Origin of the sequence: Bacillus cereus (assembly GCF_002561295.1) — a bacterium.
Lineage (GTDB): Bacteria > Bacillota > Bacilli > Bacillales > Bacillaceae_G > Bacillus_A > Bacillus_A cereus_S.
This window is the reverse complement of the sequence record NZ_NTUG01000032.1, coordinates 1-25,656: the sequence shown is the minus strand read 5'-3', so window position 1 is coordinate 25,656 and position 25,656 is coordinate 1. Positions and strand designations below refer to the sequence as shown.

Here is a 25,656-nt window from a genome sequence, read left to right as displayed (position 1 = left end):
CATCACTATTTAAAATTTTACACAAAAATGGGAAGTGTGGGAAGAGGAAAGTATAAACAGCCCTAGTATTATACTAAAGCTGTTACAATCTTGTGTCCTTCCAGAAGTTTACTTTTACATGGGAGGAAGGGTTATAGGGAAGAAGTGTATATCCTTTTTCTTTAAGGTAGTCAATTACCTTTGGAAGAATTTTCACTGTGACGCTAGAATCATGCATTAAAATAACTTCAACCTGCTCATCGCTTTGGTTCATAACGCGCTCTAGTATAGCAGAAGGATTATGAAAACTTTTCCAGTCGTATGTATCGATTGTCCAATCCCACATTTTGTACTGAGCAGAAACAAGAGCATCGCGATAATTCTTTTTTAAATAAGGCATACTACCATATGGAACACGAACAAGATGTGTATCCAAATTTGTGATGCGGTTGACAATCGAACGGGTTTGTTCCATTTCAGCAATTAAAGTGGATGGATCACCAGCGTATAGACGTTTCACGTCATGAGACATGCTATGGAGGCCGATATAATGTCCTTCTTTTATGAGACGTTTCATTGTTTGTGGGTAGTGTGAAGCTTTGCCGCCAATTACAAAGAAGGTTGCTTTTCCTTGCTTTTGTTTTAAGATGTTTAAAATTTGTGATGTGTATTTGTTTGGTCCATCATCAAATGTTAAGTATGCAATCTTTTGCGGAAGAGCCGCATCCTGAATCATAGAGTCATGTATAAGTGGGGAGTTAGTGGCTGCTTCAGTATAAGATATCGAACATGTAGTAATACTTAGGAATATAATCATCCATTGAAACATTTGCTTCATCAAAATACTCACCCTCAGTCTAACAGTCATGGAGAAGGAGTTCAGACGGTAGTCTCATGATCCCCTTTACATGTATATCTTTCTCCAATAGAGGAACTCTCAAACAAACTATATTTTGGAAATAAAAAATAGCATCCTATCTTAAAAAGAAAGGATGCCATTTGAATATTTTTTGCTAATAAAGGTTATACTACAGTTATTCTTCGCGTTTTTTAACTTTTTTATAGAAGGAAATAATTGGTTTGTAACGTTCGTGAACAAGGCCAATTAGCTCTGCTACAATTTCAGTAAAGAGTATTAAAGCGAAAAGAAGGATAATGGATAACCATAATGTTGCACTAGAGAAAATAATCGCATTTACGCTAAAGAAAATACCAAATGCGTAAATGATGAGTACCGTCGTGCGATGAGAGAAGCCCATTGCTAATAGACGATGGTGTAAGTGCGATTTATCTGGTGCCGAAATTGGTTTTTTATTCACAACTCGTCTAATAATTGCAAACAGTGTGTCGAATATAGGTACACCTAAAATAATAATAGGGACAAGGAAACTAAATAACGTTACGCTTTTGTATAATCCAAGTAACGATAAAACAGAAATACAATATCCTAAGAATAATGCTCCTGTATCTCCCATGAAAATCTTAGCTGGATGGAAGTTATAGAATAAAAATCCAAGTGTACTTGCAAGTGCAATGAGTGCAAGTGGCAAGATGATAACGGCGCCAGTTCCCATTGGACTAGTAAAGGCCATATAAGCCAATGTTGCAAGAACGATGGATGAAATTCCAGCAGATAATCCATCTAATCCATCAATTAAATTGATGGCATTTGTAATACCTACAATCCAAAACACTGTAATTGGATATGCCAGTAGGCCAAGTTCAGTGTCTCCTAAGATTGGAATGTACAACACCTGTACTAATAATCCACTTTTTACAATAAGTGCAGCAACTAAAAGTTGCCCACCGAATTTTACTTTTGCCGATAGTTCATACATGTCATCTAAAATACCGATAATGACAATGATAACAGCGCCTAAACTAATTGTTAGCATGCGTTGTTCATATAATCCACTAACAAGAAATCCTACAACTACACCAATAAAAATTGCCAGTCCACCTAGACGAGGCATGACTTTTTGGTGTACTTTACGTGCATTTGGCCTATCAGTCGCTCCAATTTTAAATGCTAATTTAATGACCAAAGGAGTAACGACTAATACTGTAATGAAAGATGCCAAAACAGCATAAATCACTTGTGAGTCCATTAATACCCCACCTTTTATATTTTAACGTAATTTCTAATTGGTTTATTTAAAAATTATGATGTTTGTTTACAGGCTCATAACATATGGTATCACAAAAAGACTAGAATTCAATGTTTTTTTCTTTTTACTGTAATTGGAAATGTGCAAAGTATATGACAAGTTTATTATGCACACAATGTCGCGTGAGTAGGTTATGGTATATTTTATCATGAACTTGTATTACATTGTTTTACGAAATTATGGCGTTTACATATAAGAATTTTCTAGTAGGAGAGGTATGGGTTCATCAATTTTCTTTATTATAAGTGTTACACGTTAAAATACGTACGTTCCCCGTTAAAATATGGAAACGGAGAATGTGCCAATAATAAAGCGTTTTGTAAAGAAAATATATAAAGACAGGATTTTTATTTTACAAAATCTTAAAAAAGAAAGAGCAAGCATCTCATATAATAAAGAATGAGAGCCTCCGCATTCAGAGGGACTCAAGAAAGTCCGTACTGATTAACGTTGCACTTTATGTCTTGATATGTGCCAAAAGATTACAGTAGGGATTGGCCTTATATTCACTTTGAGTATGAAAGGGGGAAGTGCAGACTATTTAAAACATGCTTAGTAGTCTGTGCGGAACAACGAATGAAGATTACGGTGATAGGTACTGGATATGTAGGATTAATTACAGGAGTAGGGTTAGCTACGTTAGGGCATTCAGTTACTTGTTATGATATAGATAAGGAAAAGATTGTAAAAATGAAACGAGGTGAAATACCGATTTATGAGCCTGGTTTAGAGCAATTAGTGGATGTGGCGATGCAAAAAAAGAGGTTGGTATTTACATCTAGTCAAGCGGAAGCATTTGAACAGGCAGATTTCATATTTGTAGCGGTAGGAACCCCATCTTCACCAGATGGAACAGCAGATTTAACATATATTCGTAATAGTTGTTATGAAATTGGCATGTATATAACTTCAGATGTAGTTGTAATTACAAAAAGTACGGTTCCTGTAGGTACGAATGATCAAATGAAAGAATGGGTTCAAGAGAAGCTACAGGGACGACATCGTATACATATGGTATCTAATCCGGAATTTTTACGTGAAGGCTCTGGTATACATGATTTTTTCCATGGTGATCGCATTGTAATAGGAGCGGAGACGGAAGAAGTTTCAAAAAAGATAGAGATGCTATACAGTAAGTTACGAATTGCAACGTTTGTGACAGATATTCGCAGCGCTGAAATGATTAAATATGCTTCGAATGCTTTTTTGGCTACGAAAATTAGTTTTATCAATGAAATTTCTAATATATGCGAGAAAGTAGGGGCGGATGTGTTAGAAGTGACAGGTGGCATGGGGATGGATCAGCGAATCGGTCCGCACTTTTTACAGGCTGGTATCGGTTATGGTGGTTCGTGTTTCCCGAAAGATACAAATGCTCTCGTCCAAATTGCAGGTAATGTTGCACATGATTTCAGTTTGTTAAAAGCAGTAATTGAAGTAAATAACAAACAACAAATGTTACTTGTTCGAAAAGCAAGAAATGTAATGGAGATGAAGGGGAAACGGGTAGCGGTATTAGGAGCGTCCTTTAAGCCAAATACAGATGATATTAGAGAAGCGCCGTCTCTTCCCATTATAAAAGAATTAGTAAAGATGGAAGCGGACGTAATTGTATACGATCCACAGGCTATTTTACATTTGCAACAGTTATTTGGAGACGAAGTGGCATATACAACAAATTTAGATAAGGCAGTGACAGAAGCGGAAGCGGTGTTTATTGTAACCGATTGGGAATGCATCCGAACGTATCCATTAGCAAGGTATGTGAAGCTGATGCGAGAGGCTATTTTATTTGATGGGAGAAACTGCTATAATGGGGAAGATGTTGAAAAACACAGAATGGATTACTATTCTGTTGGCAGAAAGAGCATCTGTAATAGAGAAGTTTCTACCATTTCTTAAGAGCGCTTTCTTTTGCCCTTGGATATTCTCATATATAATAGTGGTAACGATACTATATAAATCGATGTTGATTTGTTGGCGTATACGTTACTGTTATGAAAATAACAAGAGATTTCCATTCGTTTTCTCGTGTTGTTTGTATTTGGTATGGGCTAAGAAAGGATTGGATTGTGTCTACACACGATAGATGCTTTCTATCATCCAAAGAAGGATTTCTAGTGGTTTTTTAACTTGTATTTGTATATTATTCTTAACTAGTGAAAGAAAAGAGGCAATGAAATGACTGCACGTTTAAAAGTAATGACGATTTTTGGAACACGTCCAGAAGCGATTAAAATGGCACCTCTTGTATTAGAGTTGCAAAAGCATCCTGAACAAATTGAATCCATTGTGACAGTGACAGCGCAGCATCGTCAAATGCTAGATCAAGTTTTGGATATCTTTGGGATCACGCCGGATTTCGATTTAAATATTATGAAAGACCGTCAAACATTAATTGATATTACAACGCGTGGCTTAGAGGGCTTAAACAAAGTAATGCAGGAAGCAAAGCCGGATATCGTTCTTGTACATGGTGATACAACGACTACTTTTATTGCGAGTCTTGCTGCTTTCTATAATCAAATTCCAATCGGCCATGTGGAAGCTGGACTTCGTACATGGGATAAATATTCTCCATATCCGGAAGAAATGAACCGTCAATTAACAGGTGTAATGGCAGATCTTCATTTCTCTCCTACAGCAAAATCGGCAACGAACTTGCAACAAGAAAATAAAGATGAATCCCGTATTTTCATAACAGGAAATACAGCAATTGATGCCCTGAAAACAACAGTAAAAGAAGAGTATAGTCACCCTGTACTAGAGAAACTTGGCAATGACCGACTTGTACTAATGACAGCGCACCGTCGTGAAAATTTAGGTGAACCAATGCGCAATATGTTCCGTGCAATTAAACGCCTTGTTGAAAAATATGAAGATGTACAAGTTGTATATCCAGTTCATATGAATCCTGTTGTACGTGAAACAGCTAACGATATTTTAGGAGATCATAGCCGCATTCATTTAATTGAACCGCTTGATGTAATTGATTTCCATAATGTTGCAGCACGTTCGTATTTAATGTTAACAGATTCTGGTGGTGTACAAGAGGAAGCACCTTCTCTTGGTGTACCGGTTCTTGTTCTTCGTGATACGACAGAACGCCCAGAAGGAATTGAAGCGGGAACATTAAAATTAGCGGGTACAGAAGAAGAAACAATCTTTACACTTGCAGATGAATTGTTATCTAACAAAGAAGCGCATGACAAAATGGCGCAAGCATCTAACCCTTACGGTGACGGGCTTGCTTCAGAGCGTATTGTAGAAGCGATTTTAAAACATTTTAATAAAAAGTAAATGAAAAAAGAGCCACCCCTCATATCTGGTGATAGAGGGAGTGGCTTTTTTCTTTTTTGTCTTTAATTTTGCTCGTGGTTTCGCATGAGCCACTCTGCATTCGCATTTGTAGATGGAGGAGGCTCCTGTTCTTTTTTATTAGTAGATGAATTGGTTGTATTCGTATCAGAGTTAGAACTTGAATTTGAATTTGAGTCTGTATTGGTATTTGTTTGATCTTGTTCTAAGTTCTTTAAGAGTTCATTACGAACAGTTTGAAGGTTCGCCTCATCCGGGATAAAGTAATAAATATCGTTTAGTTTTTTATCCTCACCTTCTAATTTAAGGGTTTGGATGTTTGCAGGATCAAATCCAGATAATTTATTGTATAAGGCAAGTCCATCAGATACAGGTACATCAGTCTTTACATATTTTCCAACAACCTCAGCCAAGTCCTTAATTTTAAAGACTGTAGAAGCAGAATTTAGTTTGTGGACAACTGCAGCAAGTACTTGTCGTTGCCTTGCAGCACGGCCATAATCTCCATTTGGATCTTGTTTTCGCATGCGAACATAAGCTAGTGCTTCTTCACCATTTAATGCTTGCGGTCCTTGCTTAAATTGAATGAGCTTGTAGTAATCGATATCAGACCTTTCCTCGAAATCAAAAGGAACATCAACTGTAATACCACCAACAGCGTCAACAATTCCTTTAAAGCCCTTGAAATCAATTTTAATATAATGGTCAACAGGAACATGTAAAAAGTTCTCGACCGTTTCTAATGCCATTTTTTCTCCGCCGTAAGCATGTGCGGCATTAATTTTATCTTGTTTGTTTTTCCCAGCGATTGTAACGCGTGAGTCACGCGGGATACTCATGAGAGAAATATGTTGTGTTTTCGGGTTAATTGTCGCGAACATAAGCGAATCTGTTCGACCATTTTGTCCATCGGTTGCATAATCTTCAATTCCCATAATAAGGACACTGAAAGGTTCTTTTGTGATTTCAACATCTTCCGCACGTAATTTCGATTTATCACGAGTGAAGCCACTATACATCTCCATGAGAGAAGAATAGGAATTAAGCATATAGAGCCCTACGCTGCCGATTAGCCCTAAAAAAATGAGATAGGTGAAAAATCTACGTCTACGCTTTTTTTTAATTCTTCTCTTTTGGAGATGATGATAACGCTCTTCCATACATAATCTCCTTTTAAATTATATGTTATTGTTACGTAATGTCTTGTTCTAAATACAGCATGTCATCTTCTTTTATTGTACATTTCCCATTTGTTAATTCAATCATCCAATCAGTAAAAATTTGTTTTTGATCTTCTTCAACATAAGTATCGAATGTAACATTTTCTAGGTAATGTATCTCTTTAATTGCGTAGGCTGATTGACGTAGTTCATTTTCAACTTTACCAAGCATCGTATAGTCAATTTCTGTTTTCATAATACGCATTAGTTTTCGTTCTACAACACCTACATGGTTAAGGCCCTCACTTGTACATTTTCCGTATGCGCGAATTAAGCCGCCAGCACCAAGTTTGATACCGCCAAAATAACGTGTGACGACAACGACTGTATCTTTTAGACCACGTTTTTTTAATACTTCTAAAATAGGCACACCAGCAGTTCCGCTCGGTTCACCATCATCATTTGCCTTTTGAATTTGATCGCGTTCACCAATTAAATAGGCAGAGCAGTTGTGCGTTGCATTCCAGTTTTGTTTTTTTATTTTTTGAATAAATTCTTGCGCTTCTTCTTCTGTTCTCGCCCGGCTTACATAGCAAATAAACCGTGACTTTTGAATGACAATTTCGTGCTCACCGCAGCCTTTTATTGTTAAATATTGTAATAGCAAGGGTATACGCTCCTATCTTTCAAAATGACTAATACTTTTTATTGTAAAAGGGCTAGTTTTCAGATTCAAACATTTTTTGTAGAAATATAGCAAATTATATTATAAATATAACGTTTTTGTTGTAAATTACCCAAGTGTTGATTATAATCTTAAACTGGCATTTTTCATACATTAATGCACCTTTTCCTGTTTTCGTGTAAAATTAGGAAATAAAAACTTTTTTATAAGGCAGGTACGAAAATGAGAACAGCTATTGTTACGGATAGTACAGCATATATACCGAAGCATATTCGTGAAGAACTCAATATACATATGATTCCACTAAATGTGATTTTTGGGACGAACTCTTACCAAGAAGAAGCGGAAATTACAGCGGATGATTTTTATGTGAAAGTACGTGAACATGAAGAACTTCCAAAAACTTCTCAACCAGCAATTGGGGAATTTGTGGAACTATTTGAAGAGTTAGCAAAAGAATACGATGCGGTTATTAGTATCCATCTTTCAAGTGGAATTAGTGGTACGTATCAAACGGCAACGACAGCAGGACAAATGGTTCAAGGGATAGACGTATATACGTATGATTCTGAAATTAGTTGTGAAGTACAAGGATTTTACGTACGTGAAGGTGCGAAAATGGCGAATGAAGGAAAGACGCCAGAAGAAATCTTAGCTAGGTTTGAAGAAATGAAACAAACAATGGATGCTTATTTTGTTGTAGATGACTTGCATCATTTACAACGTGGTGGTCGTTTAAATAGCGCGCAAGCATTTATTGGTAGCTTGCTACAAGTAAAGCCAGTGTTATATTTTAGAGATAAAGTAATCATTCCGTTTGAAAAAATTCGTACGCGCAAAAAGGCGCTGAAACGAATCGTTGAAATCTTAGATGAACAAGCGAGTAAAGGTATGCCAATGGAGCTTGTTATTATCCATGCGAATCGTGAAGAGGAAGCGAAAGAATGGCAGAAAGAATTAGAAGAGAAGTACCCTCATGCTACAATTCGCATCAGTTATTTTGGTGCTGTAATTGGAACGCATCTAGGAGAGGGAGCGCTAGGGCTAGGCTGGTATACAAAATAATAAAATTGTAAAAGCTCTCTTTTTGTAGAGGGTTTTTTTACGGGTATACGTAGGTTTGTTTGACAAGTTAATATTCGGTAGTGGTAAAATTTAACTTATATAAAATGAAACTTCAATGAACGCGGGATAAATGCGAATGGAAAGAAGGGCAGAAACCATTCCTTTTAGGCGAGCGAGAGGATCCGCTCATGGGTAGAAGCGGACAGTGCATTTTTAGCCCCATGCCATGTGAAAACAGAAGGAGAAAATGAGTGGAAGTCTCCTTGTGTTCGTCATAACCGTAATTTATCCCGCTATTTGCAGGCAGTAACGCCCATACCTCAAGAAATAATGCAGGTAGGTGGGGGAAACTGCCCGTAAAAGCCCATTATTGGTGAGGGATAATAATCAGTGGGAGGTGTAGAGCCTTCCCGAGGGTTAAAGTTCCAATATATGTTGGAAAATTAAAATAGATTTACAAAAAATAAGGAAAGTTTTATTGCTTACTTTTTATAAGAAACTATTTTATAATAAAGGGGAGGTGAAACATATGGAGCATAATTCTTGTTTATGTCCAAAGTTTGAGTCGGCTTTTACATTACTTAGTAAAAAGTGGACAGGTTTAATTATTAAATCATTGTTAGAAGAGCCGAAACGATTTCGAGAAATTGCGGATATTATCCCAAATATGAGTGATCGTATGTTGTCAGAACGCTTAAAGGAATTAGAGAGCGAAGGGGTAGTTGTACGTAATGTTTATCCGGAAGTACCTGTTAGAATCGAATACGGTTTAACAGAAAAAGGAAAAGCGTTAGAAAGTGTTATGAATGAAGTCCAAAATTGGGCTGAAAAATGGGTGAAATAATAGACTGTTTTCTGATTTGGAAAAACACAAGGAATCCTTCTTGTGTTTTTTCTTTTTGTAACAAGTTGATGACAAATAGCTAAAAAAATAGTGTGATTTTCTTAATTTTCTACATGAAAATACAGAATCAGAAGGATAATGCTAGAAAATGACAAACACAATATTACATTTATTTTACAAAAGCGTAACATTGATAAAATATCTCCTGAAATATGGTATAAATTTTAATAGATTAAAGACGGAAAAGAAAAAAGGAAAGCGGTGTAAAAACAAAATGAAAAAGCTAAAAATGGCCTCTTGCGCACTAGCTGCAGGATTTATGATGTTTTCAGTAGTAACACCAAATGTATTTGCGGAAAAGATGGATGACGTAAAAACAGAAATTAACGCACAAAATGACACTTTACATAAACAACAACAAGAACGTGATGAGCTTCAAAAACAAATGAATGACTTAAATAAAACAGTTCAAGATTTAGATAAGTCTGTTCAAGAAAATGCAGGGAAGCTAGACGAAACAACGAAGCAAGTTGAAGAAACAGAGAAATTAATCGAAGAGAAAAACCAAAACATTGCAGAGTTACAAACGAAAATTGCAAAACGTGAAGAATTATTAAGAAAACGTTTAGTAGCACTTCAAGAGCAACCAAATACGAACGTTGTAACAGAAGTCGTTGTAAACTCTAAAAACATTGCAGATTTAGTAGATCGTTTAACTTCTGTTTCTAAAATTCTTGAATCTGATGAAGATATCATGAAAACACAACAAGAAGATCAAGCAACTGTGAAAAAAGATGTTGAAACGGTAAAAGAAAAACAAAAAGAATTAAAAGAAGCAAAAGTGAAAATCGAAGCTGCAAAGCAAGAACTTGACGCTGAAAAAGCGAAAAAACAAGAAGCAGTAAACGATTTAAGCGGTAAAATGGATACAGTTGTAAGCAATATGACAAGTACAGAAAGTCAATTGAAAGAGCTTGAACAACAAGCTTTATACTTACAACAATTAGCTGAAAAAGAAGCGCAAGAGAAAGCTGCACAAGAAGCTGCTGCACAAAAACAAGCAGAGCAAGCTGCAGCACCAGCGCAACAAGCGGCTCCACAACAGGACGCACCAGCACAAGAAGCTGCATCAGCAAATAATGGTGGACAAGCTAAAAAAGAAGAAGTAAAACCAGCTCCAAAACCGGCGCCAGCACCAGCACCAGCACCAGCTCCTTCCAATAATGGTGGAGGAAATGTTGGAGTAGTTGAAAAAGCAAAAGGGTTAGTTGGATTGAAATATGTATGGGGTAGTGCCGATATTTCAAATGGCGGTTTTGACTGCAGTGGATTAATTTCTTATGTATATGGTTTAGGTCGCCAAGATACAAGAAGTTTATGGAGTTCTGTACAAAAAATCAGCGCATCTGAAGCACAACCAGGAGATCTTATCTTCTTACAAGGTACTTACAGAGCAGGTGTATCACACGTTGGAATTTACATTGGTAACGGTCAAATGATTCACGCTGCTGATGAATCAACTGGTGTTACTTACGGTAGCGTAAATAGCTCATACAACCAAAAACATTTCTTAGGTTACGGTAGATTATAAGATTTTCAACTAAATAAAACATGTGTATAAAGTCGATAGCTTACTATTTTAAGAGTAGGTTATCGGCTTTTTTGACGTTTTACGAGAAAAAGGAAAGGAGATATAGTGAAGCTGTATAGAGATAAAAACCATTTCTTTTAGGTAGGAGAGAGGATCCAGCCATGGGTAGGAGCGGTCAGTGCCCTTTTTAACCCCGTGCTATGTTTAAAAGAGCAGTTCTGCTTTTGTTTGATGTAGCTGTGATTGATAGAGGAGGAGGTAATCATACTAGCTGGAAGGCAAATGTTACTAGAAGAGCTTTCGTTGTCGAAGGATGAACTCGATCGTTTGGAAAGGAAAGGAGATATCATTTTAGTAAAAGGTGTAATCAAGAAATCTTCACGTTATATATGCCAACGCTGTGGAAATATAGAACAACGGTTATTTGCATCGTTTCTATGTAAAAGATGTAATCAAATGTGTACGTATTGCAGAAGGTGTATCACAATGGGGCGAGTCGGAGAATGTACAATACTCGTTCGAAGTATAAAAGATATAGGATGGAACGCTTTGCCAAATTCTTTACAATGGGAAGGTGAACTATCGCCTGGGCAGGCTAGGGCAGCTAGAGGAGTAATAGAAGCAGTGCGGCGAAAAGAGTCTTTTTTTATATGGGCAGTATGTGGAGCTGGTAAGACAGAGATGCTTTTTTATGGGATTGAAGAGGCACTCAAAAAAGGAGAGTGTGTTTGTATTGCGACGCCGCGGACAGATGTTGTGTTAGAGTTAGCACCCCGCCTGCGAACTGTTTTTCCAAATGTATCAATTGCAGCACTATATGGGGGGAGTTTAGAGCGTGAAAAGGAAGCAAGACTTCTCGTGTCTACAACCCATCAGTTACTTCGTTATTACAAGGCATTCGATGTTATGATTGTGGATGAAATTGATGCTTTCCCATATGTGATGGACAAGATGTTACAGTATGCGGTAGAACAAGCGAGTAAAGATCGTGTAGCAAAAATTTATTTAACTGCTACTCCGGAGGAAGCATGGAAACGTAAGTTATGGAATGAGAAACAACAAGGTGTAATCATTTCAGGGCGCTATCACCGTCATCCTTTGCCAATTCCAAAGTTTCAGTGGTGCGGTAATTGGAAAAAAATATTAAAGCGAAAACAAATCCCAGCTGTTGTTTTGAAATGGTTACAGTTTCATCTCCTCAAACAATCTCCTATTTTTCTATTTGTTCCCCATATACATTATATCGATGAAATAGTTACATTATTAAAAGAGTTAGATAATCGAATTGAAGGTGTTCATGCGGAGGATCCAAAGCGTAAAGAAAAGGTAGTGGCTTTTCGGAAAGGGAATATTCCGTTATTAGTCACGACAACAATTTTGGAGCGAGGTGTAACAGTAGAAGGCTTGCAAGTAGCTGTGTTAGGGGCAGAAGAGGGGATTTTTTCAGAACGTGCACTTGTACAAATTGCTGGCAGAGTCGGTAGAAGTCAGCGTAGGCCAGATGGTGATATCTTTTATTTTCATTATGGGAAAACAGAAGCGATGGTGGGCGCGAAAAAACATATTCAATCTATGAATAAGAGGGCTAAGCAAGAAGGGTTGATAGATTAATGCACTGCTTACTTTGTGATGAGTATATTTCAGGGGGGATTAGCTGGTATTCTTTTTTTATTCAGTCTGAAAAACAGTATATATGTGAACGGTGTGAACGAAAATTTTCCTATATTAAGGGAGAGGTTTGCGAAGATTGTGGTAGACCTTTTCTGCTTCTTTCAGAGGAATATAGAGAAGATAACCTTTGTAAAGATTGTGTAAGGTGGAGGGAAGAGATGAAATTTCTACCTATAAAAAATCGATCTGTTTACGTCTATAATGATTGGATGAAGGAAGTGTTAGCGCAGTTTAAATTCAGAGGAGACGCTGAGCTTCTTCAAATTTTTCGCGCGAACTTTGTTACTGTATTTCACGAGTATTTTTCAGAGTGCCATGCAGTAATGCCGATTCCACTTAGTAAGGAGAGAGAATATGAGCGTGGGTTTAATCAAGCCGAATTGTTAGCATCTTGTTTACCGTGTCGTATGTTGCAAACATCTCTAAGTAGAAAAGATACAGAAAAACAGAGTAAAAAAAGCCGTATTGAGAGAATGAGGGGAATGAATCCTTTTTACTTTCAAAGAGAAGAAAGATTTGCTAGGCAGCATATTGTACTTATTGATGATGTGTATACGACAGGAATTACGGTTAGGCAAGTTGCAGCATGTTTGTACGACGCAGGAGCTCAAACAGTCTCGAGTCTGACGCTTTGCCGCGGGTAATATATAAATCCAAATGAAAAAACCAAAATCATTCTTTTAGGTGGGCGAGAGCATCCTGCCGTGCATAGAAGCGGTCAGTGCCTTTTTTCGCCCCATGCCATGTGAAAACCAAAAGAGGAAATAAGTGGAGAACTGTTTTTGTTTTCACAACCGCAGCTAATATATTGAAAAATCAAAATGGGTATATATGTATGTCGAAAGATACAATAAAAAGACGACAAGACTTCTTTGACTTGATATGTTGTCATTCGTTATAGTCAAAATGCGGGGTAAATGCCCTTATTTTTAGAGTGAAGGGAATGGAACGAACATGCAAGGAAGAGTAAAATGGTTTAATGCAGAAAAAGGATTTGGTTTTATTGAACGTGAAGATGGTGATGATGTTTTTGTTCATTTTTCTGCAATTCAACAGGATGGATATAAGTCGTTAGAAGAGGGACAAAAAGTAGAATTTGATATTGTAGATGGTGCGCGTGGGCCACAAGCAGCGAATGTTGTGAAATTATAATTCTGAATGAATCGTTTTGTGAGAAACATAGAGCTGCGTATGTGGTAACAGTTTATATATATAGATATTCAATTGGATCTTCCAACATATAAATTACGGCTATAAAAAACAGAAGGAGGCTTCCGCTCATTGCCTCCTTCTGTTTTTTTACATGGCATGGGATGAAAAAGTCCTAGGTACACTCTCTCCCACTAAAAAGAGCAGTTGTAAAATTCAGCTGCACCTTCCATTTATAAACCTATTATGATTGCACGGCCTATAAATTAAGGTTATGAAAGATAAAAAGAGACTTCTGCTCATTATCTCCTTCTGTTTTTGCATGGCATGGGGCTAAAACAGGGGCTGACCGCTTCTATGCAAGGGCGGATGCTCTCTTTCATCTAAAAGAGTAGTTGTAGAATTCAGCCGAACCTTCCATGTATAAACTTACTATGATTGCACAGCCCATAAATTAAGGTTATGAAAGATAAAAAGAGACTTCTGCCCATTATCTCCTTCTGTTTTTGTATGGCATGGGGCTAAAAAGGCCATGACCGCTACTATCCATGGACGGATGCTCTCTCCCACCTAAAAAGAATGGTTTTAATTTATTATTAACATTGAAAACGTTGTCAAAAAGTTGTCTCTTTTCTGTAACGAATTGTCCATACTTATATTCGTTATTTACGATGTAAATAGGGTAAACTGTAAATAGAAACGATGCATCTTTTCTTTTCAACAAAAAATGATAAAAAATTGCAAGTTCACTAACTTTTTTAATAAAGTTAGAAGGAGTTTTTAAGCTAGTGTCGAAATTATATACATAGGCTTAAAGGCTTGAAAGGAGGAATTCATCTATGAAATTCAACATTCGTGGTGAAAATATTGAAGTAACTCCAGCATTAAAGGAATATGTGGAGAAAAAGCTTAGCAAATTAGAGCGCTATTTTGATACATTTCCAGAGATTAAAGTTAATTTAAAAGTATACTCTGAAAAACAACGTGTCGAAGTAACAATCCCATTTACAGATTTATTACTTCGCGCTGAAGAAACTCATAGCGATATGTACGCTGCAATTGATTTAGTGGTTGATAAAATTGAGCGACAAATTCGTAAACATAAAACAAAAGTAAATCGTAAACTACGTGAAAAAGGTTCTCCGAAAACTACATTCATCCTTACTGAATCAGCAGCAACTTTGGAAGAGGTAAAAGAAGATGATTTAGAGTTAGTACGTACAAAACGATTTGATTTAAAACCAATGGACGTTGAAGAAGCTATTTTACAAATGGATATGTTAGGTCATAACTTCTTCGTCTTCACAAATGCGGATACAAATGAAACTAATGTTGTATATGGCCGCAAAGATGGAAAATATGGATTGATTGAAACGAAATAAATAAGTTAGAAAACGCAGCCGTAGAAGGCTGCGTTTTTTTATTTGATAGGAAAGTTTTTCATTCTTTATGCCGCGTGAATGGGAAGTAAGACCCTTCCACTAATTAAAGTTTCAGTTAATTTAGGCTCTGCTCTTGGCCAGTTGTTGTCATAGTTATAAAACAAGTGTTACAATTATTATTAGGTTTATACTTTTTTGTTTTTGAATGAGAAGAAAAAATAGTAGAAAATAAATTAACGTTTTATAACGACTGATTAGTGGGCTGTCATATAGATCACGATCGGAAGTTTTATTTTAATAAAAGAGGAGCGTATTTCCTATGATCGGTATTTTAAAAAAGGTGTTTGATGTAAACCAACGCCAAATTAAACGTATGCAGAAAATTGTGGATCAAATAGAGGCGTTAGAATCATCGATTCAACCGCTAACTGACGAACAATTAAAAGGGAAAACAATTGAATTTAAAGAGCGTCTTGCAAAAGGTGAAACAGTAGACGATTTATTACCAGAGGCTTTTGCCGTTGTTCGTGAAGCAGCGACACGCGTTCTTGGTATGCGCCCTTATCCTGTGCAATTAATGGGTGGTATTGCCTTACATGAAGGGAATATCTCAGAGATGAAAACAGGGGAAGGTAAAACGTTAACTTCTACTTTACCAGTTTATTTAAATGCTTTAACAGGTAAAGGAGTTCATGTTGTTACAGTCAATGAATACTTAGCACAACGTGACGCAGGTGAAATGGGTCAATTACATGAGTTCCTTGGCTTAACAGTAGGAATGAACTTAAATAGTATGTCACGTGAAGAAAAACAGGCTGCTTACGCTGCTGATATTACATATAGTACAAACAATGAACTTGGTTTTGACTATTTGCGCGATAACATGGTGCTATATAAAGAGCAACGTGTTCAACGCCCGCTTCATTTTGCGATTATTGATGAAGTCGATTCCATCTTAGTCGATGAAGCGCGTACGCCGCTTATCATTTCTGGACAAGCACAAAAATCAACAGAATTATATATGTTTGCAAATGCGTTTATTCGTACACTACAAAATGAGAAAGATTATTCATTTGACGTGAAAACGAAAAATGTCATGTTGACAGAAGACGGAATTACGAGGGCAGAGAAAGCTTTCCATATTGAAAATTTATTCGATTTAAAACATGTTGCACTTCTTCACCATCTTAATCAAGCGCTTCGTGCACACGTTGTTATGCACCGTGATACAGATTATGTTGTTCAAGATGATGAAATCGTAATTGTAGACCAATTTACTGGTCGTCTTATGAAAGGCCGTCGCTATAGTGAAGGTTTACACCAAGCAATTGAAGCAAAAGAAGGCGTAGAAATTCAAAATGAAAGCATGACGCTTGCGACAATTACATTCCAAAACTACTTCCGTATGTATGAAAAGTTATCAGGTATGACTGGTACTGCGAAAACGGAAGAAGAGGAGTTCCGTAACATTTATAATATGAATGTTATTGTAATTCCAACGAACAGACCGATTGTTCGTGATGACCGTGCCGATTTGATTTTCAAAACGATGGAAGGAAAATTCAACGCAGTTGTTGAGGATATTGTGAAACGCCATAAGCAAGGACAACCAGTTCTTGTTGGTACAGTTGCGATTGAAACATCTGAGTTGATTTCAAATATGTTAACACGTAAAGGTGTACGTCATAACGTCTTGAATGCGAAAAACCATGCGCGTGAAGCAGATATTATTACAGAAGCAGGATTCAAAGGATCTGTCACGATTGCAACAAACATGGCTGGTCGTGGTACGGATATTAAACTAGGCGAAGGTGTAAAAGAAGCTGGTGGCCTAGCGGTTATCGGTACAGAACGTCATGAAAGTCGTCGTATTGATAATCAGTTACGTGGTCGTTCTGGTCGTCAAGGGGACCCTGGTGTGACGCAGTTCTACTTATCAATGGAAGATGAACTAATGCGCCGCTTTGGTTCTGATAATATGAAAACAATGATGGATCGACTTGGTATGGATGATTCACAACCAATTGAAAGTAAAATGGTTTCTCGTGCTGTAGAATCTGCACAAAAACGTGTAGAAGGAAACAACTATGATGCACGTAAACAACTTCTGCAATATGACGATGTACTTCGCCAACAACGTGAAGTGATTTATAAACAACGTCAAGAAGTAATGGAATCTGAAAACTTACGAGGCATTATCGAAGGAATGATGAAATCTACTGTAGACCGTGCCGTTGCTCTTCATACGCAAGAGGAAATTGAAGAAGATTGGAACATAAAAGGTCTGATTGACTATTTAAATACAAACCTTCTTATGGAAGGCGATGTAAAAGAAGAGGAATTACGCCGCCTTGCACCAGAGGAAATGAGTGAACCAATCATCGCGAAGCTAATCGAGCGATATGATGAAAGAGAAAAGATTTTACCAGAAGAACAAATGCGTGAATTTGAAAAGGTTGTTGTATTCCGAGTTGTTGATACGAAATGGATGGATCATATCGATGCGATGGATCATCTTCGTGAAGGTATTCATTTACGTGCTTACGGTCAAATTGATCCACTGCGTGAATACCAAATGGAAGGATTCGCTATGTTTGAATCAATGATTGCTGCCATTGAAGAAGAGATTTCTCGTTACATTATGAAAGCAGAAATCGAGCAAAACCTAGAGCGCCAAGAAGTAGCTCAAGGTGAGGCAGTTCATCCAAAAGATGACGGTGAAGAAGCGAAAAAGAAACCAGTCACAAAGGGTGACCAAATCGGACGTAACGACCTATGCAAATGTGGCAGTGGCAAAAAATATAAAAACTGCTGTGGTATTGGGAAATAAGGAAAAGTGGCGCCGACTGTTTAGCCCTGTTGGCTAAGGTTCTTTCGCACAAAAAGTGATTTGTACTTTCTTGTGCGGAAGGTTTTTAGACATGAGGGGCTAGGAGGCAGAACTGGATCAAAAGAAAAGTGGAGGCGGCTCGCTTAGAGTGTGAGGGGGATGGAGCTTCAGACGTAGAGGCGTTTTTTGCCTCGGAGGAAGGCGCGAAGCCACCGAACATTCTAGCTGCTGGAGCTGTTCAGCAAGTAAAGATTCACTTCCGAAATGGAAAATTTTTAAGAATATCCATATAATAAGAAGGGATAGACTCTCTCTGTAATAAGCGGAGAGAGTTTCCCTTGTTTTATATAAAAAGCGAGAGCAATTACATAGAGGTGAAGAGCATGGAATTAGTAGAAATTAGGCAAGAATTAGAGAAATTGGCTAAGAGATTAGCGGCTTTTAGGGGGTCTCTTTGACCTCCCTGTAAAGGAAAAACGTATTGCAGATTTAGAAGAAACAATGATGGGCGCTGGCTTTTGGGATGACCAACAAGGTGCACAAACAGTTATTAATGAAGCGAATGCACTAAAAGATATGGTTGGGAAGTTTCGACAGTTAGATGAAACATTTGAAAACTTAGAAGTAACTCATGAACTTTTAAAAGAAGAATATGATGAGGATTTACATGAAGAGCTAGAGTCTGAAGTGAAATCTTTAATTCAAGAAATGAATGAGTATGAGCTTCAGTTATTATTAAGTGATCCGTATGATAAAAATAATGCTATTTTAGAACTGCATCCAGGTGCAGGTGGAACAGAGTCACAAGACTGGGGTTCTATGCTATTACGTATGTACACAAGATGGGCTGAAAAGCGCGGATTTAAAGTGGAGACGGTTGATTATCTACCAGGTGATGAAGCTGGGATCAAGAGCGTTACACTATTAATTAAAGGGCATAACGCATATGGCTATTTGAAAGCTGAGAAGGGTGTGCATCGTCTTGTACGTATTTCGCCGTTCGATTCTTCAGGCCGCCGTCATACATCGTTTGTATCTTGTGAAGTTGTACCTGAATTCAATGACGAAGTTGAAATTGAAGTGCGTACAGAAGATTTGAAAATAGATACGTATCGCGCAAGTGGTGCAGGTGGACAGCACGTTAATACGACGGATTCTGCAGTCCGTATCACGCATACGCCAACAAATACAGTTGTAACATGTCAATCAGAACGTTCACAAATTAAAAACCGTGAGCATGCGATGAAAATGTTAAAAGCGAAATTATATCAAAAGAAATTAGAAGAACAGCAAGCTGAGTTAGATGAAATTCGTGGGGAACAAAAAGAAATTGGCTGGGGTAGCCAAATTCGTTCTTACGTATTCCACCCATACTCTTTAGTAAAAGATCATCGTACAAATACAGAAGTTGGTAATGTGCAGGCCGTTATGGATGGAGAAATTGATCCATTTATTGATGCATATTTACGCTCCCGTATTTCTTAAGAAAAAAGCCAACGGATGTTGGCGTACTGGTGAAGAAATAAGGGGTTATAAAGAGGTATACTTTGTCTGTATTGGTGAGAGAAGGAGGAAGAGAAGTTGGATGACAACTTCTCTTTTTGATGAGCTTGGTTTTATCATACAAGGTCGCATATTGTTTTGTAAAAAGAAGAAAATAAAAGAACTGAGCTGTAATTGATGAGGAAATTATATAGGATTTTTTTATTCTGTTTTTTAGAAAAAGGTGCTTTGCAGTAATTTGTATTTGTTCACAGAATTGAAACAATTGCTGGAAGCTTTGTATCAGTAGGATTCTCATCCATTTTGTAAAAAATATCCTCTATAGGTTGGTTTTTCTGTAAGAGGAAAATTATTATAATGGCTAGTGAGGGCTGTGTAAAAGTATAGCTGCATCCATAATGAAAAGGACATCAATAACGGGGAGCGATATAAGTGAAAAAGAAATTGTTGGCTATTGCGTTAGGAACATCATTAGCTCTTACTGTAGGAGCATGTGGAAAGAAAGAAGAAAGTAAGTCTTCTAATCAATCTGCAAGTACAGATAGTGCTGAACAGATTTACAAAAAAAGCTGTGCAGGTTGTCATGCAAATGATTTATCAGGTGCGACTGGACCAGATTTACGAAAAGTAGGCGGCAAATATGATGCAGCGGCTATTGAAGGAATTATTGAAAAAGGACGCGGCATGATGTCTCCAGGAATTATTCAAGGTGAGGATGCAAAAAAAGTATCAGAATGGCTAGCAGAGCATAAATAAGAAAAGCGAAAGCGGCTCGTTCAGAATAGGAGGAGGATGGAGCTTCAGACGAGGAGGCGTAGTTTGCCTAGTAGGAAGAAGCGAAGGCACCGACTATTTTAGCCGCTGTAGCTGGACAAAAGAAAAGCGGAAGCGGCTCTTTCAGAATAGGAGGGGGATGGAGCTTCAGACGAAGAGGCGCAGTTTGCCTAGTAGGAAGAAGCGAAGGCACCGACTATTCTAGCCGCTGTAGCTGGACAAAAGAAAAGCGGAAGCAGCTCGCTCAGAACATGAGGAAGAAGGAAAGTCACCTTTAATTTTAACTGGTTTTTACACTCACTTTATGAAAAGCTAGAGTATAAGTTTATATAGGTAATATTTATAAAACATTATAGATTGGTATAAAGTAGTAGGGGATGAATCTTTTATTGGTAAGAAGAAGCTATAGATGATTGTTTTTTCTTGTTCCTTGTCCCGTTGTAACATAACTGTAACAAAAATGTATCCGAATTGGAAACCGAATGATGTTACAATGTAGGTTGTAGAATTTTGTTGAAACATGTACATAAGCAGCAGTGATAGACTGGAATGTTTTCACTGTTCTTTGAAACAACAGAAGTACATCTATTGGTTTGTAGTACAACAGGGTGTGAGTAAGAGTGAAGACTTTTACTTTCATGTTCAGATAGGCAGAGAAAGTATGTCGAAAAAAATCATTAAGTATTGGGTGATAAATAATGATAAAAATGACGAATGTTTATAAGGAGTATCCAAATGGTATGAAAGCCATCGATGGACTCACAGTTAACATTAAGCAAGGTGAATTTGTATACGTAGTTGGACCGAGTGGAGCCGGGAAATCTACATTTATTAAGATGATGTATCGTGAAGAAAAACCATCGACAGGATCTATCAATGTGAATGGACTTGTAATTGAAACGTTAGCAGAGCGAGATGTACCATATTTTCGTCGTCAGCTAGGCGTAATCTTCCAAGACTTTAAATTATTACCTAAATTAACAGTATATGAGAATGTAGCGTTTGCTTTAGAGGTAATTGAGGAAGAACCTGATGTGATTCGTGAGCGTGTTACGGAAGTATTAGGTCTTGTAGGTCTTGATGATCGTGCAGATGCACTTCCAAATGAGCTTTCTGGTGGAGAACAACAGCGTGTGGCGATTGCAAGAGCAATTGTAAACAGGCCCAAAGTTGTAATTGCCGATGAGCCAACAGGAAACTTAGATATTGAGACAGCACTTGATATTATGAATATCTTTAAACGTATTAACGAGCGTGGTACAACAATTGTTATGGCGACGCATAATGCAGATATCGTAAATACAATCCGTCATCGTGTAATTGCGATTGAAGGCGGAAAAATTGTTCGAGATGAGATTGAGGGAGGATATGGATATGAAGAATAAAACCCTTAGTCGACATTTACGAGAAGGTGTAAAAAATCTATCCCGTAACGGATGGATGACGTTTGCTTCTGTAAGTGCAGTAACTGTTACATTATTACTTGTAGGTGTCTTTTTAACAGCGATTATGAATATGAATCACTTCGCAACGAAAGTGGAGCAAGATGTAGAGATTCGTGTACACGTTGATCCAGCAGCGAAAGAAGAGGATCAAAAGAAATTAGAAAAAGATCTTAGTGGAATTGCAAAGGTAGATTCTGTTAAATATTCTTCTAAAGAAGAAGAGTTAAAACGTTTGATTAAAAGCTTAGGTGACAGCGGGAAAACGTTCGAGCTATTTGAGCAAGATAATCCACTTAAAAACGTATTTATTGTAAAAGCGAAAGAACCAACAGATACAGCTGCAATTGCGAAAAAAATTGAGAAAATGCAATTTGTAAGTACAGTTCAATATGGTAAAGGCCAAGTTGAAAAACTATTTGATACAGTGAACACAGGCCGTAATATTGGGATCCTGTTAATCGCTGGTCTATTATTTACAGCAATGTTCTTAATCTCTAACACAATCAAAATTACAATTTATGCGCGAAGCACAGAGATTGAAATTATGAAACTTGTAGGTGCGACAAACTGGTTTATTCGTTGGCCGTTCTTACTAGAAGGTTTATTCTTAGGGGTAATCGGTTCAATTCTTCCGATTATCGTAATTGTATCTACTTATAATTCGCTTCAAGGTATGTTTAACAAAGAGCTTGGAGGAACGATTTTCGAATTGCTTCCATATAGCCCATTCGTATTCCAATTGTCCGGTTTATTAGTGTTAATTGGTGCATTAATTGGTATGTGGGGAAGCGTAATGTCAATTCGTCGCTTCTTAAAAGTATAAAAAGTTGCAAACATAATACGTACAAGCTTATCATATAGTAGAAATAGGTAAAGGCATCACACAATGTGTGATGCCTTTTGCTACACCACCTGTGTGTTTTGGAAAGGGGAATTCCGCATTGAAACGTAGAGTTGCGATTATTGGAATGGTTGTTGCATTTTTAATTGGTGCTGGCGGAATGTTTGCAGGTATGTATATGTTTGGAATCAATCCATCATATGTGGCGCAAACGATAACAAGTGATAATGCTGGCAAAGTGCAAGGAGATTTAGCTAAAATTAATGAGGCGTATGCACTGATTGATTCACGTTATGTGGAAGAGGTGAAGGATGAGAAGCTTGTTGAAGGTGCAATACAAGGCATGTTGTCTACGCTGAAGGACCCTTATTCCACGTATATGGATAAAGAAACGGCGAAGCAATTTGAACAATCACTTGATCCGGAGCTTGAAGGCATCGGTGCTGAGGTGAACAAAACGGATGGAAAACTGATTATTGTATCTCCTATTAAAGGATCACCAGCAGAAAAAGCAGGCATTAAGCCAAATGATCAAATTTTATCAGTAGATGGAAACAGTGTAAAAGATTTATCACGTGAAGAAGCGGTCTTAAAGATTCGTGGTAAGAAAGGAACGACCGTTGCCCTTGAAATCAAAAGGCCTGGCGTAGCTGATCCAATCGAATTTAAAATTAAACGTGAAAAGATTCCAATCTTTACCGTCTTTAGTTCTGTAAAGAAAGAGAATGAAAAGGATATTGGCTATATCCAAATTACATCATTCTCTGAAAATACAGCAAAAGAATTTAAAGATCAATTAAAAGAGCTTGAGAAGAAAGATATTAAAGGGTTAATTATTGATGTACGTGGTAATCCTGGAGGCTACTTAAATAGTGTAGAAGAGATATTAGGATCAATTATGACCGATAAGAAACCGATGTTACAAGTTGAACAGCGAAATGGTGAGAAAAAGAAATTCTCAACTGAATTAAAAGAGAGAAAACCATATCCGATTTCAGTATTAATTGATAAAGGAAGTGCTTCTGCTTCTGAAATTTTAGCAGGTGCATTAAAAGAAGGAGAAGGATATGATTTAATTGGTGAAACAACGTTTGGAAAAGGGACTGTTCAGCAAGCTGTTCCATTTAAAGATGGCAGTAACATTAAGCTGACAATGTTTAAATGGCTAACACCAGATGGCAATTGGATTCATAAGAAAGGAATTGCCCCAACTGTGGAAGTAAAACAGCCAGATTATTATCATGCAACACCAATTCAAATTGAGAAAACACTTTCTTATAATGCGAATGACGTGCAAGTAAAACATGCACAAGAAATGTTGAAAAGTTTAGGATATGTTCCTGGGCGTGAGGATGGATACTTCAGTAAAGAAACTGAGTCGGCTTTAAAAGCTTTCCAAAATGCAAATGAAATGGAAGTAACGGGCCAACTTGATAAAAAGACAGCTGAAGCCCTTCAAAATAAAATTATTGAAAAGATCCGCTCTGGTGAAAACGACATGCAACTGCAGGCTGCATTAAAATTAATGGCGAAGTAAGAAAAAATACAGGCATATTATTGCCTGTATTTTTTTGTATGTATTTGTAATGTAATACCAGAAAAGAACACGGATGTTGAAGAAAACCCCACTGATTAAAGTTTCACTTTATGATAAGATAAAAAGAAAGAATGATATAAATGGTGGTGAAGCAGTTCGTGGAGGCTTGGTCTTTTGAGATAATGCGAGCAGTTGGGCGTTTTTTCTTACACCCTGCTGTCTATGTGTTTTTGATAAGTAGCATTTTTGTTGGATACTTACGTATATTACGAGAACGAAAAGATTTTTCTTTTAAAGTATATGATATTTGGTTTGAATTACGGACATCCCTATTTGCAGGAGTTGCATATGGATTTATTGTATCCATCATAACAGTTGGAGCTGGGTTAGTTCTGTCGCAAGCAAGTATATGGATGATTTTAATTTGGACACTTGTATTTGGACTAACTGCTGGGTATAGATATTTATCTGCTGCTTATACATTTGGTATAGCGATTGTAGCAGCTTTATTATCTTCTAAGCTACCAATCTCTTTCCTACAGTTTGGGGAAGGAGAGGAAAATACGATTGTATCGCTTGCCATTTTACTTGGCGTGATGCTAGTTGTTGAAGGGCTATTAATTTCGAGAAATGCAGTACGATATTCAACGCCAAAAATGCGAAAAGGAAAGCGCGGTTTAAATATTGGATTACATGAATCAAAGCGTTTGTGGCTCGTTCCAATTTTTATTCTTGTTCCTGGAGATGCTGTTACGCAGTTTGTTTCGTGGTGGCCAGTCGTTTCTGTTGGTTCACAAACGTATTCCTTATTCCTTGTTCCGTTTTTACTTGGCTTTATGCGAACAATTAGAAGTGAGGAACCGACAGAAGCATTGCTGTTTACAGGAAGACGTATATTTGGACTAGCGACTCTTGTTCTTATTTTAGGTGTAGTTAGTTATTGGTGGCCTGTTTTAGCTATTGTTGCAATGGGAGTTGCAATGCTTGGACGCTTTACGATTGCAATGAGAGAGCGGATTGCTGATGAAACGAGTCCAGCGTACTTTGCAGTGCGTGATGATGGATTGATTGTATTAGGCACGATTCCGAATACAGTCGGTACAGAACTAAACTTGAAGCCTGGAGAGGTTATTACGAAAGTGAATGGTATCATTCCTAAAACTGCAGAGGAATTTTACGATGCACTTCAGTCTAAGACGACAGGGGCATTTTGTAAATTGGAAGTGCTTGATACAAATGGGGAGCTTCGCCTTGCTCAAACTGCATTATATGCAGACGGACACCATGAATTAGGTATTGTGTTTGTAGAGCAAGATCATAAGTGGGATACGGAAGTTGTTTAATGTGATTTTTCATAATTGATTGATAAGAATGGAAGTTTCCCTGTATTTTTTAACATGATGGCGATGTGCCGTGTCTATATGACCTTTTGCACGTATCTTGGCGAGTATATTGAAATGAATAAGATGGATTATTTGATTAAAGTGTCACTTTAGGTATATATACTATAATATAGACAGAGTAACATGCATAGAAAGGAACGATGAGATATGCCAAAGCAACAAATTGGAGTTGTTGGTGTGGGGGTTATGGGAAAAAGCCTCGCACTTAATTTTGAGAGCAAAGGGTATTCTGTTGCCCTATATGATATTTCAAAGGAAAAAATAAATGAAATCATTGAGGAAAACCGCGGCAAAAACTTGGTTGGTACTCA

At 37.3% G+C, this 25,656-nt stretch carries 21 protein-coding genes; 17 read left to right on the top strand and 4 right to left on the bottom strand.

The window, feature by feature from the left end; translation table 11 throughout:
- Window positions 1-82: 82 nt before the first annotated feature.
- Together CN373_RS17835 and CN373_RS17830 are read right to left on the bottom strand one after the other, a co-directional pair.
- Window positions 83-817: a polysaccharide deacetylase family protein gene (locus CN373_RS17835; protein ID WP_425290442.1), complete on the bottom strand. Its 735-nt coding sequence runs from the start codon at window positions 815-817 to the stop codon at window positions 83-85.
- A 196-nt stretch (window positions 818-1,013) separates the two neighbouring features.
- A complete protein-coding gene (locus CN373_RS17830; protein ID WP_000378322.1) occupies window positions 1,014-2,087 on the bottom strand; it encodes a glycosyltransferase family 4 protein in 1,074 nt (357 codons plus the stop codon).
- A 636-nt stretch (window positions 2,088-2,723) separates the two neighbouring features.
- Between CN373_RS17830 and CN373_RS17825 the strand changes: the two genes are divergently transcribed.
- Together CN373_RS17825 and wecB are read left to right on the top strand one after the other, a co-directional pair.
- Window positions 2,724-4,049: a UDP-glucose dehydrogenase family protein gene (locus CN373_RS17825; protein ID WP_098359824.1), complete on the top strand. Its 1,326-nt coding sequence runs from the start codon at window positions 2,724-2,726 to the stop codon at window positions 4,047-4,049.
- Between the two features lie 279 nt (window positions 4,050-4,328).
- Window positions 4,329-5,447: a non-hydrolyzing UDP-N-acetylglucosamine 2-epimerase gene (gene wecB / locus CN373_RS17820; protein WP_000126980.1), complete on the top strand. Its 1,119-nt coding sequence runs from the start codon at window positions 4,329-4,331 to the stop codon at window positions 5,445-5,447.
- Between the two features lie 62 nt (window positions 5,448-5,509).
- Here wecB and CN373_RS17815 read toward each other — a convergent pair whose 3' ends face one another.
- Window positions 5,510-6,625, bottom strand: a complete 1,116-nt coding sequence (locus CN373_RS17815) for an LCP family protein (protein WP_000392745.1) — start codon at window positions 6,623-6,625, stop codon at window positions 5,510-5,512.
- Between the two features lie 31 nt (window positions 6,626-6,656).
- Window positions 6,657-7,292 carry a YigZ family protein gene (locus CN373_RS17810; RefSeq protein WP_000926687.1) on the bottom strand — a complete coding sequence of 212 codons (636 nt, stop codon included), beginning with the start codon at window positions 7,290-7,292 and terminating at the stop codon, window positions 6,657-6,659.
- A 240-nt stretch (window positions 7,293-7,532) separates the two neighbouring features.
- On the opposite strand from CN373_RS17810, the gene CN373_RS17805 reads away from it, so the two are divergent.
- From CN373_RS17805 to CN373_RS17715, 15 genes are all read left to right on the top strand, one after another.
- On the top strand, window positions 7,533-8,375 hold the full coding sequence (locus CN373_RS17805) for a DegV family protein (protein ID WP_001258308.1): 843 nt from the start codon (window positions 7,533-7,535) through the stop codon (window positions 8,373-8,375).
- Between the two features lie 529 nt (window positions 8,376-8,904).
- Window positions 8,905-9,219, top strand: coding sequence for a winged helix-turn-helix transcriptional regulator (locus CN373_RS17800; protein ID WP_000400853.1), 315 nt, complete (start codon window positions 8,905-8,907; stop codon window positions 9,217-9,219).
- Window positions 9,220-9,367: 148 nt separating this feature from the next.
- Complete coding sequence (locus tag CN373_RS17795; RefSeq protein ID WP_113745334.1) at window positions 9,368-10,810, top strand: NlpC/P60 family protein; 1,443 nt, start codon at window positions 9,368-9,370, stop codon at window positions 10,808-10,810.
- A gap of 264 nt (window positions 10,811-11,074) precedes the next feature.
- On the top strand, window positions 11,075-12,421 hold the full coding sequence (locus CN373_RS17790; protein WP_033664839.1) for a DEAD/DEAH box helicase: 1,347 nt from the start codon (window positions 11,075-11,077) through the stop codon (window positions 12,419-12,421).
- Window positions 12,421-13,125 (top strand): ComF family protein, encoded by a 705-nt coding sequence (locus tag CN373_RS17785; protein WP_098359823.1) that lies wholly within the window; start codon window positions 12,421-12,423, stop codon window positions 13,123-13,125. Before CN373_RS17790 ends, CN373_RS17785 begins: the two co-directional genes overlap by 1 nt.
- Window positions 13,126-13,435: 310 nt before the next feature.
- Window positions 13,436-13,633: a cold shock protein CspC gene (cspC, locus tag CN373_RS17780; RefSeq protein ID WP_001162040.1), complete on the top strand. Its 198-nt coding sequence runs from the start codon at window positions 13,436-13,438 to the stop codon at window positions 13,631-13,633.
- An 836-nt stretch (window positions 13,634-14,469) separates the two neighbouring features.
- Complete coding sequence (gene hpf, locus CN373_RS17770; RefSeq protein ID WP_000671194.1) at window positions 14,470-15,012, top strand: ribosome hibernation-promoting factor, HPF/YfiA family; 543 nt, start codon at window positions 14,470-14,472, stop codon at window positions 15,010-15,012.
- A 319-nt stretch (window positions 15,013-15,331) separates the two neighbouring features.
- Window positions 15,332-17,842: a preprotein translocase subunit SecA gene (secA, locus tag CN373_RS17765; protein ID WP_000579363.1), complete on the top strand. Its 2,511-nt coding sequence runs from the start codon at window positions 15,332-15,334 to the stop codon at window positions 17,840-17,842.
- Between the two features lie 383 nt (window positions 17,843-18,225).
- A protein-coding gene (gene prfB / locus CN373_RS17760; RefSeq protein ID WP_098359822.1) for a peptide chain release factor 2 occupies window positions 18,226-19,327 on the top strand; the annotation gives its coding sequence in 2 pieces (ribosomal slippage) (window positions 18,226-18,297 and window positions 18,299-19,327; 1,101 coding nt in all).
- 450 nt (window positions 19,328-19,777) lie between these two features.
- On the top strand, window positions 19,778-20,101 hold the full coding sequence (gene cccB, locus CN373_RS17750; protein ID WP_000727962.1) for a cytochrome c551: 324 nt from the start codon (window positions 19,778-19,780) through the stop codon (window positions 20,099-20,101).
- A gap of 716 nt (window positions 20,102-20,817) precedes the next feature.
- Entirely contained in the window at window positions 20,818-21,504 is a 687-nt protein-coding gene (gene ftsE / locus CN373_RS17735) for a cell division ATP-binding protein FtsE (protein WP_000594332.1), read from the top strand.
- On the top strand, window positions 21,494-22,387 hold the full coding sequence (ftsX, locus tag CN373_RS17730) for a permease-like cell division protein FtsX (RefSeq protein WP_000792399.1): 894 nt from the start codon (window positions 21,494-21,496) through the stop codon (window positions 22,385-22,387). The genes ftsE and ftsX overlap by 11 nt, the downstream gene beginning before the upstream one ends.
- A gap of 70 nt (window positions 22,388-22,457) precedes the next feature.
- The gene (locus tag CN373_RS17725; RefSeq protein ID WP_002058434.1) at window positions 22,458-23,942 is read left to right on the top strand and encodes a S41 family peptidase; all 1,485 of its coding nucleotides are present in this window, start codon (window positions 22,458-22,460) and stop codon (window positions 23,940-23,942) included.
- A gap of 140 nt (window positions 23,943-24,082) precedes the next feature.
- Window positions 24,083-25,285 (top strand): hypothetical protein, encoded by a 1,203-nt coding sequence (locus tag CN373_RS17720; RefSeq protein ID WP_098359820.1) that lies wholly within the window; start codon window positions 24,083-24,085, stop codon window positions 25,283-25,285.
- 207 nt (window positions 25,286-25,492) lie between these two features.
- The coding region (locus CN373_RS17715) for an NAD(P)-binding domain-containing protein (RefSeq protein WP_240519085.1) at window positions 25,493-25,656 on the top strand (164 nt) is incomplete at its 3' end.

Bases quoted from the DNA above. Each gene is read 5' to 3' on its own strand.
- CN373_RS17835 (WP_425290442.1), bottom strand. From the start codon at position 817: ATGAAGCAAATGTTTCAATGGATGATTATATTCCTAAGTATTACTACA.
- CN373_RS17830 (WP_000378322.1), bottom strand. From the start codon at position 2,087: ATGGACTCACAAGTGATTTATGCTGTTTTGGCATCTTTCATTACAGTA.
- CN373_RS17825 (WP_098359824.1), top strand. From the start codon at position 2,724: ATGAAGATTACGGTGATAGGTACTGGATATGTAGGATTAATTACAGGA.
- wecB (WP_000126980.1), top strand. From the start codon at position 4,329: ATGACTGCACGTTTAAAAGTAATGACGATTTTTGGAACACGTCCAGAA.
- CN373_RS17815 (WP_000392745.1), bottom strand. From the start codon at position 6,625: ATGGAAGAGCGTTATCATCATCTCCAAAAGAGAAGAATTAAAAAAAAG.
- CN373_RS17805 (WP_001258308.1), top strand. From the start codon at position 7,533: ATGAGAACAGCTATTGTTACGGATAGTACAGCATATATACCGAAGCAT.
- CN373_RS17800 (WP_000400853.1), top strand. From the start codon at position 8,905: ATGGAGCATAATTCTTGTTTATGTCCAAAGTTTGAGTCGGCTTTTACA.
- CN373_RS17795 (WP_113745334.1), top strand. From the start codon at position 9,368: ATGACAAACACAATATTACATTTATTTTACAAAAGCGTAACATTGATA.
- CN373_RS17785 (WP_098359823.1), top strand. From the start codon at position 12,421: ATGCACTGCTTACTTTGTGATGAGTATATTTCAGGGGGGATTAGCTGG.
- cspC (WP_001162040.1), top strand. From the start codon at position 13,436: ATGCAAGGAAGAGTAAAATGGTTTAATGCAGAAAAAGGATTTGGTTTT.
- hpf (WP_000671194.1), top strand. From the start codon at position 14,470: ATGAAATTCAACATTCGTGGTGAAAATATTGAAGTAACTCCAGCATTA.
- secA (WP_000579363.1), top strand. From the start codon at position 15,332: ATGATCGGTATTTTAAAAAAGGTGTTTGATGTAAACCAACGCCAAATT.
- ftsE (WP_000594332.1), top strand. From the start codon at position 20,818: ATGATAAAAATGACGAATGTTTATAAGGAGTATCCAAATGGTATGAAA.
- ftsX (WP_000792399.1), top strand. From the start codon at position 21,494: ATGAAGAATAAAACCCTTAGTCGACATTTACGAGAAGGTGTAAAAAAT.
- CN373_RS17725 (WP_002058434.1), top strand. From the start codon at position 22,458: ATGCCTTTTGCTACACCACCTGTGTGTTTTGGAAAGGGGAATTCCGCA.
- CN373_RS17720 (WP_098359820.1), top strand. From the start codon at position 24,083: ATGGTGGTGAAGCAGTTCGTGGAGGCTTGGTCTTTTGAGATAATGCGA.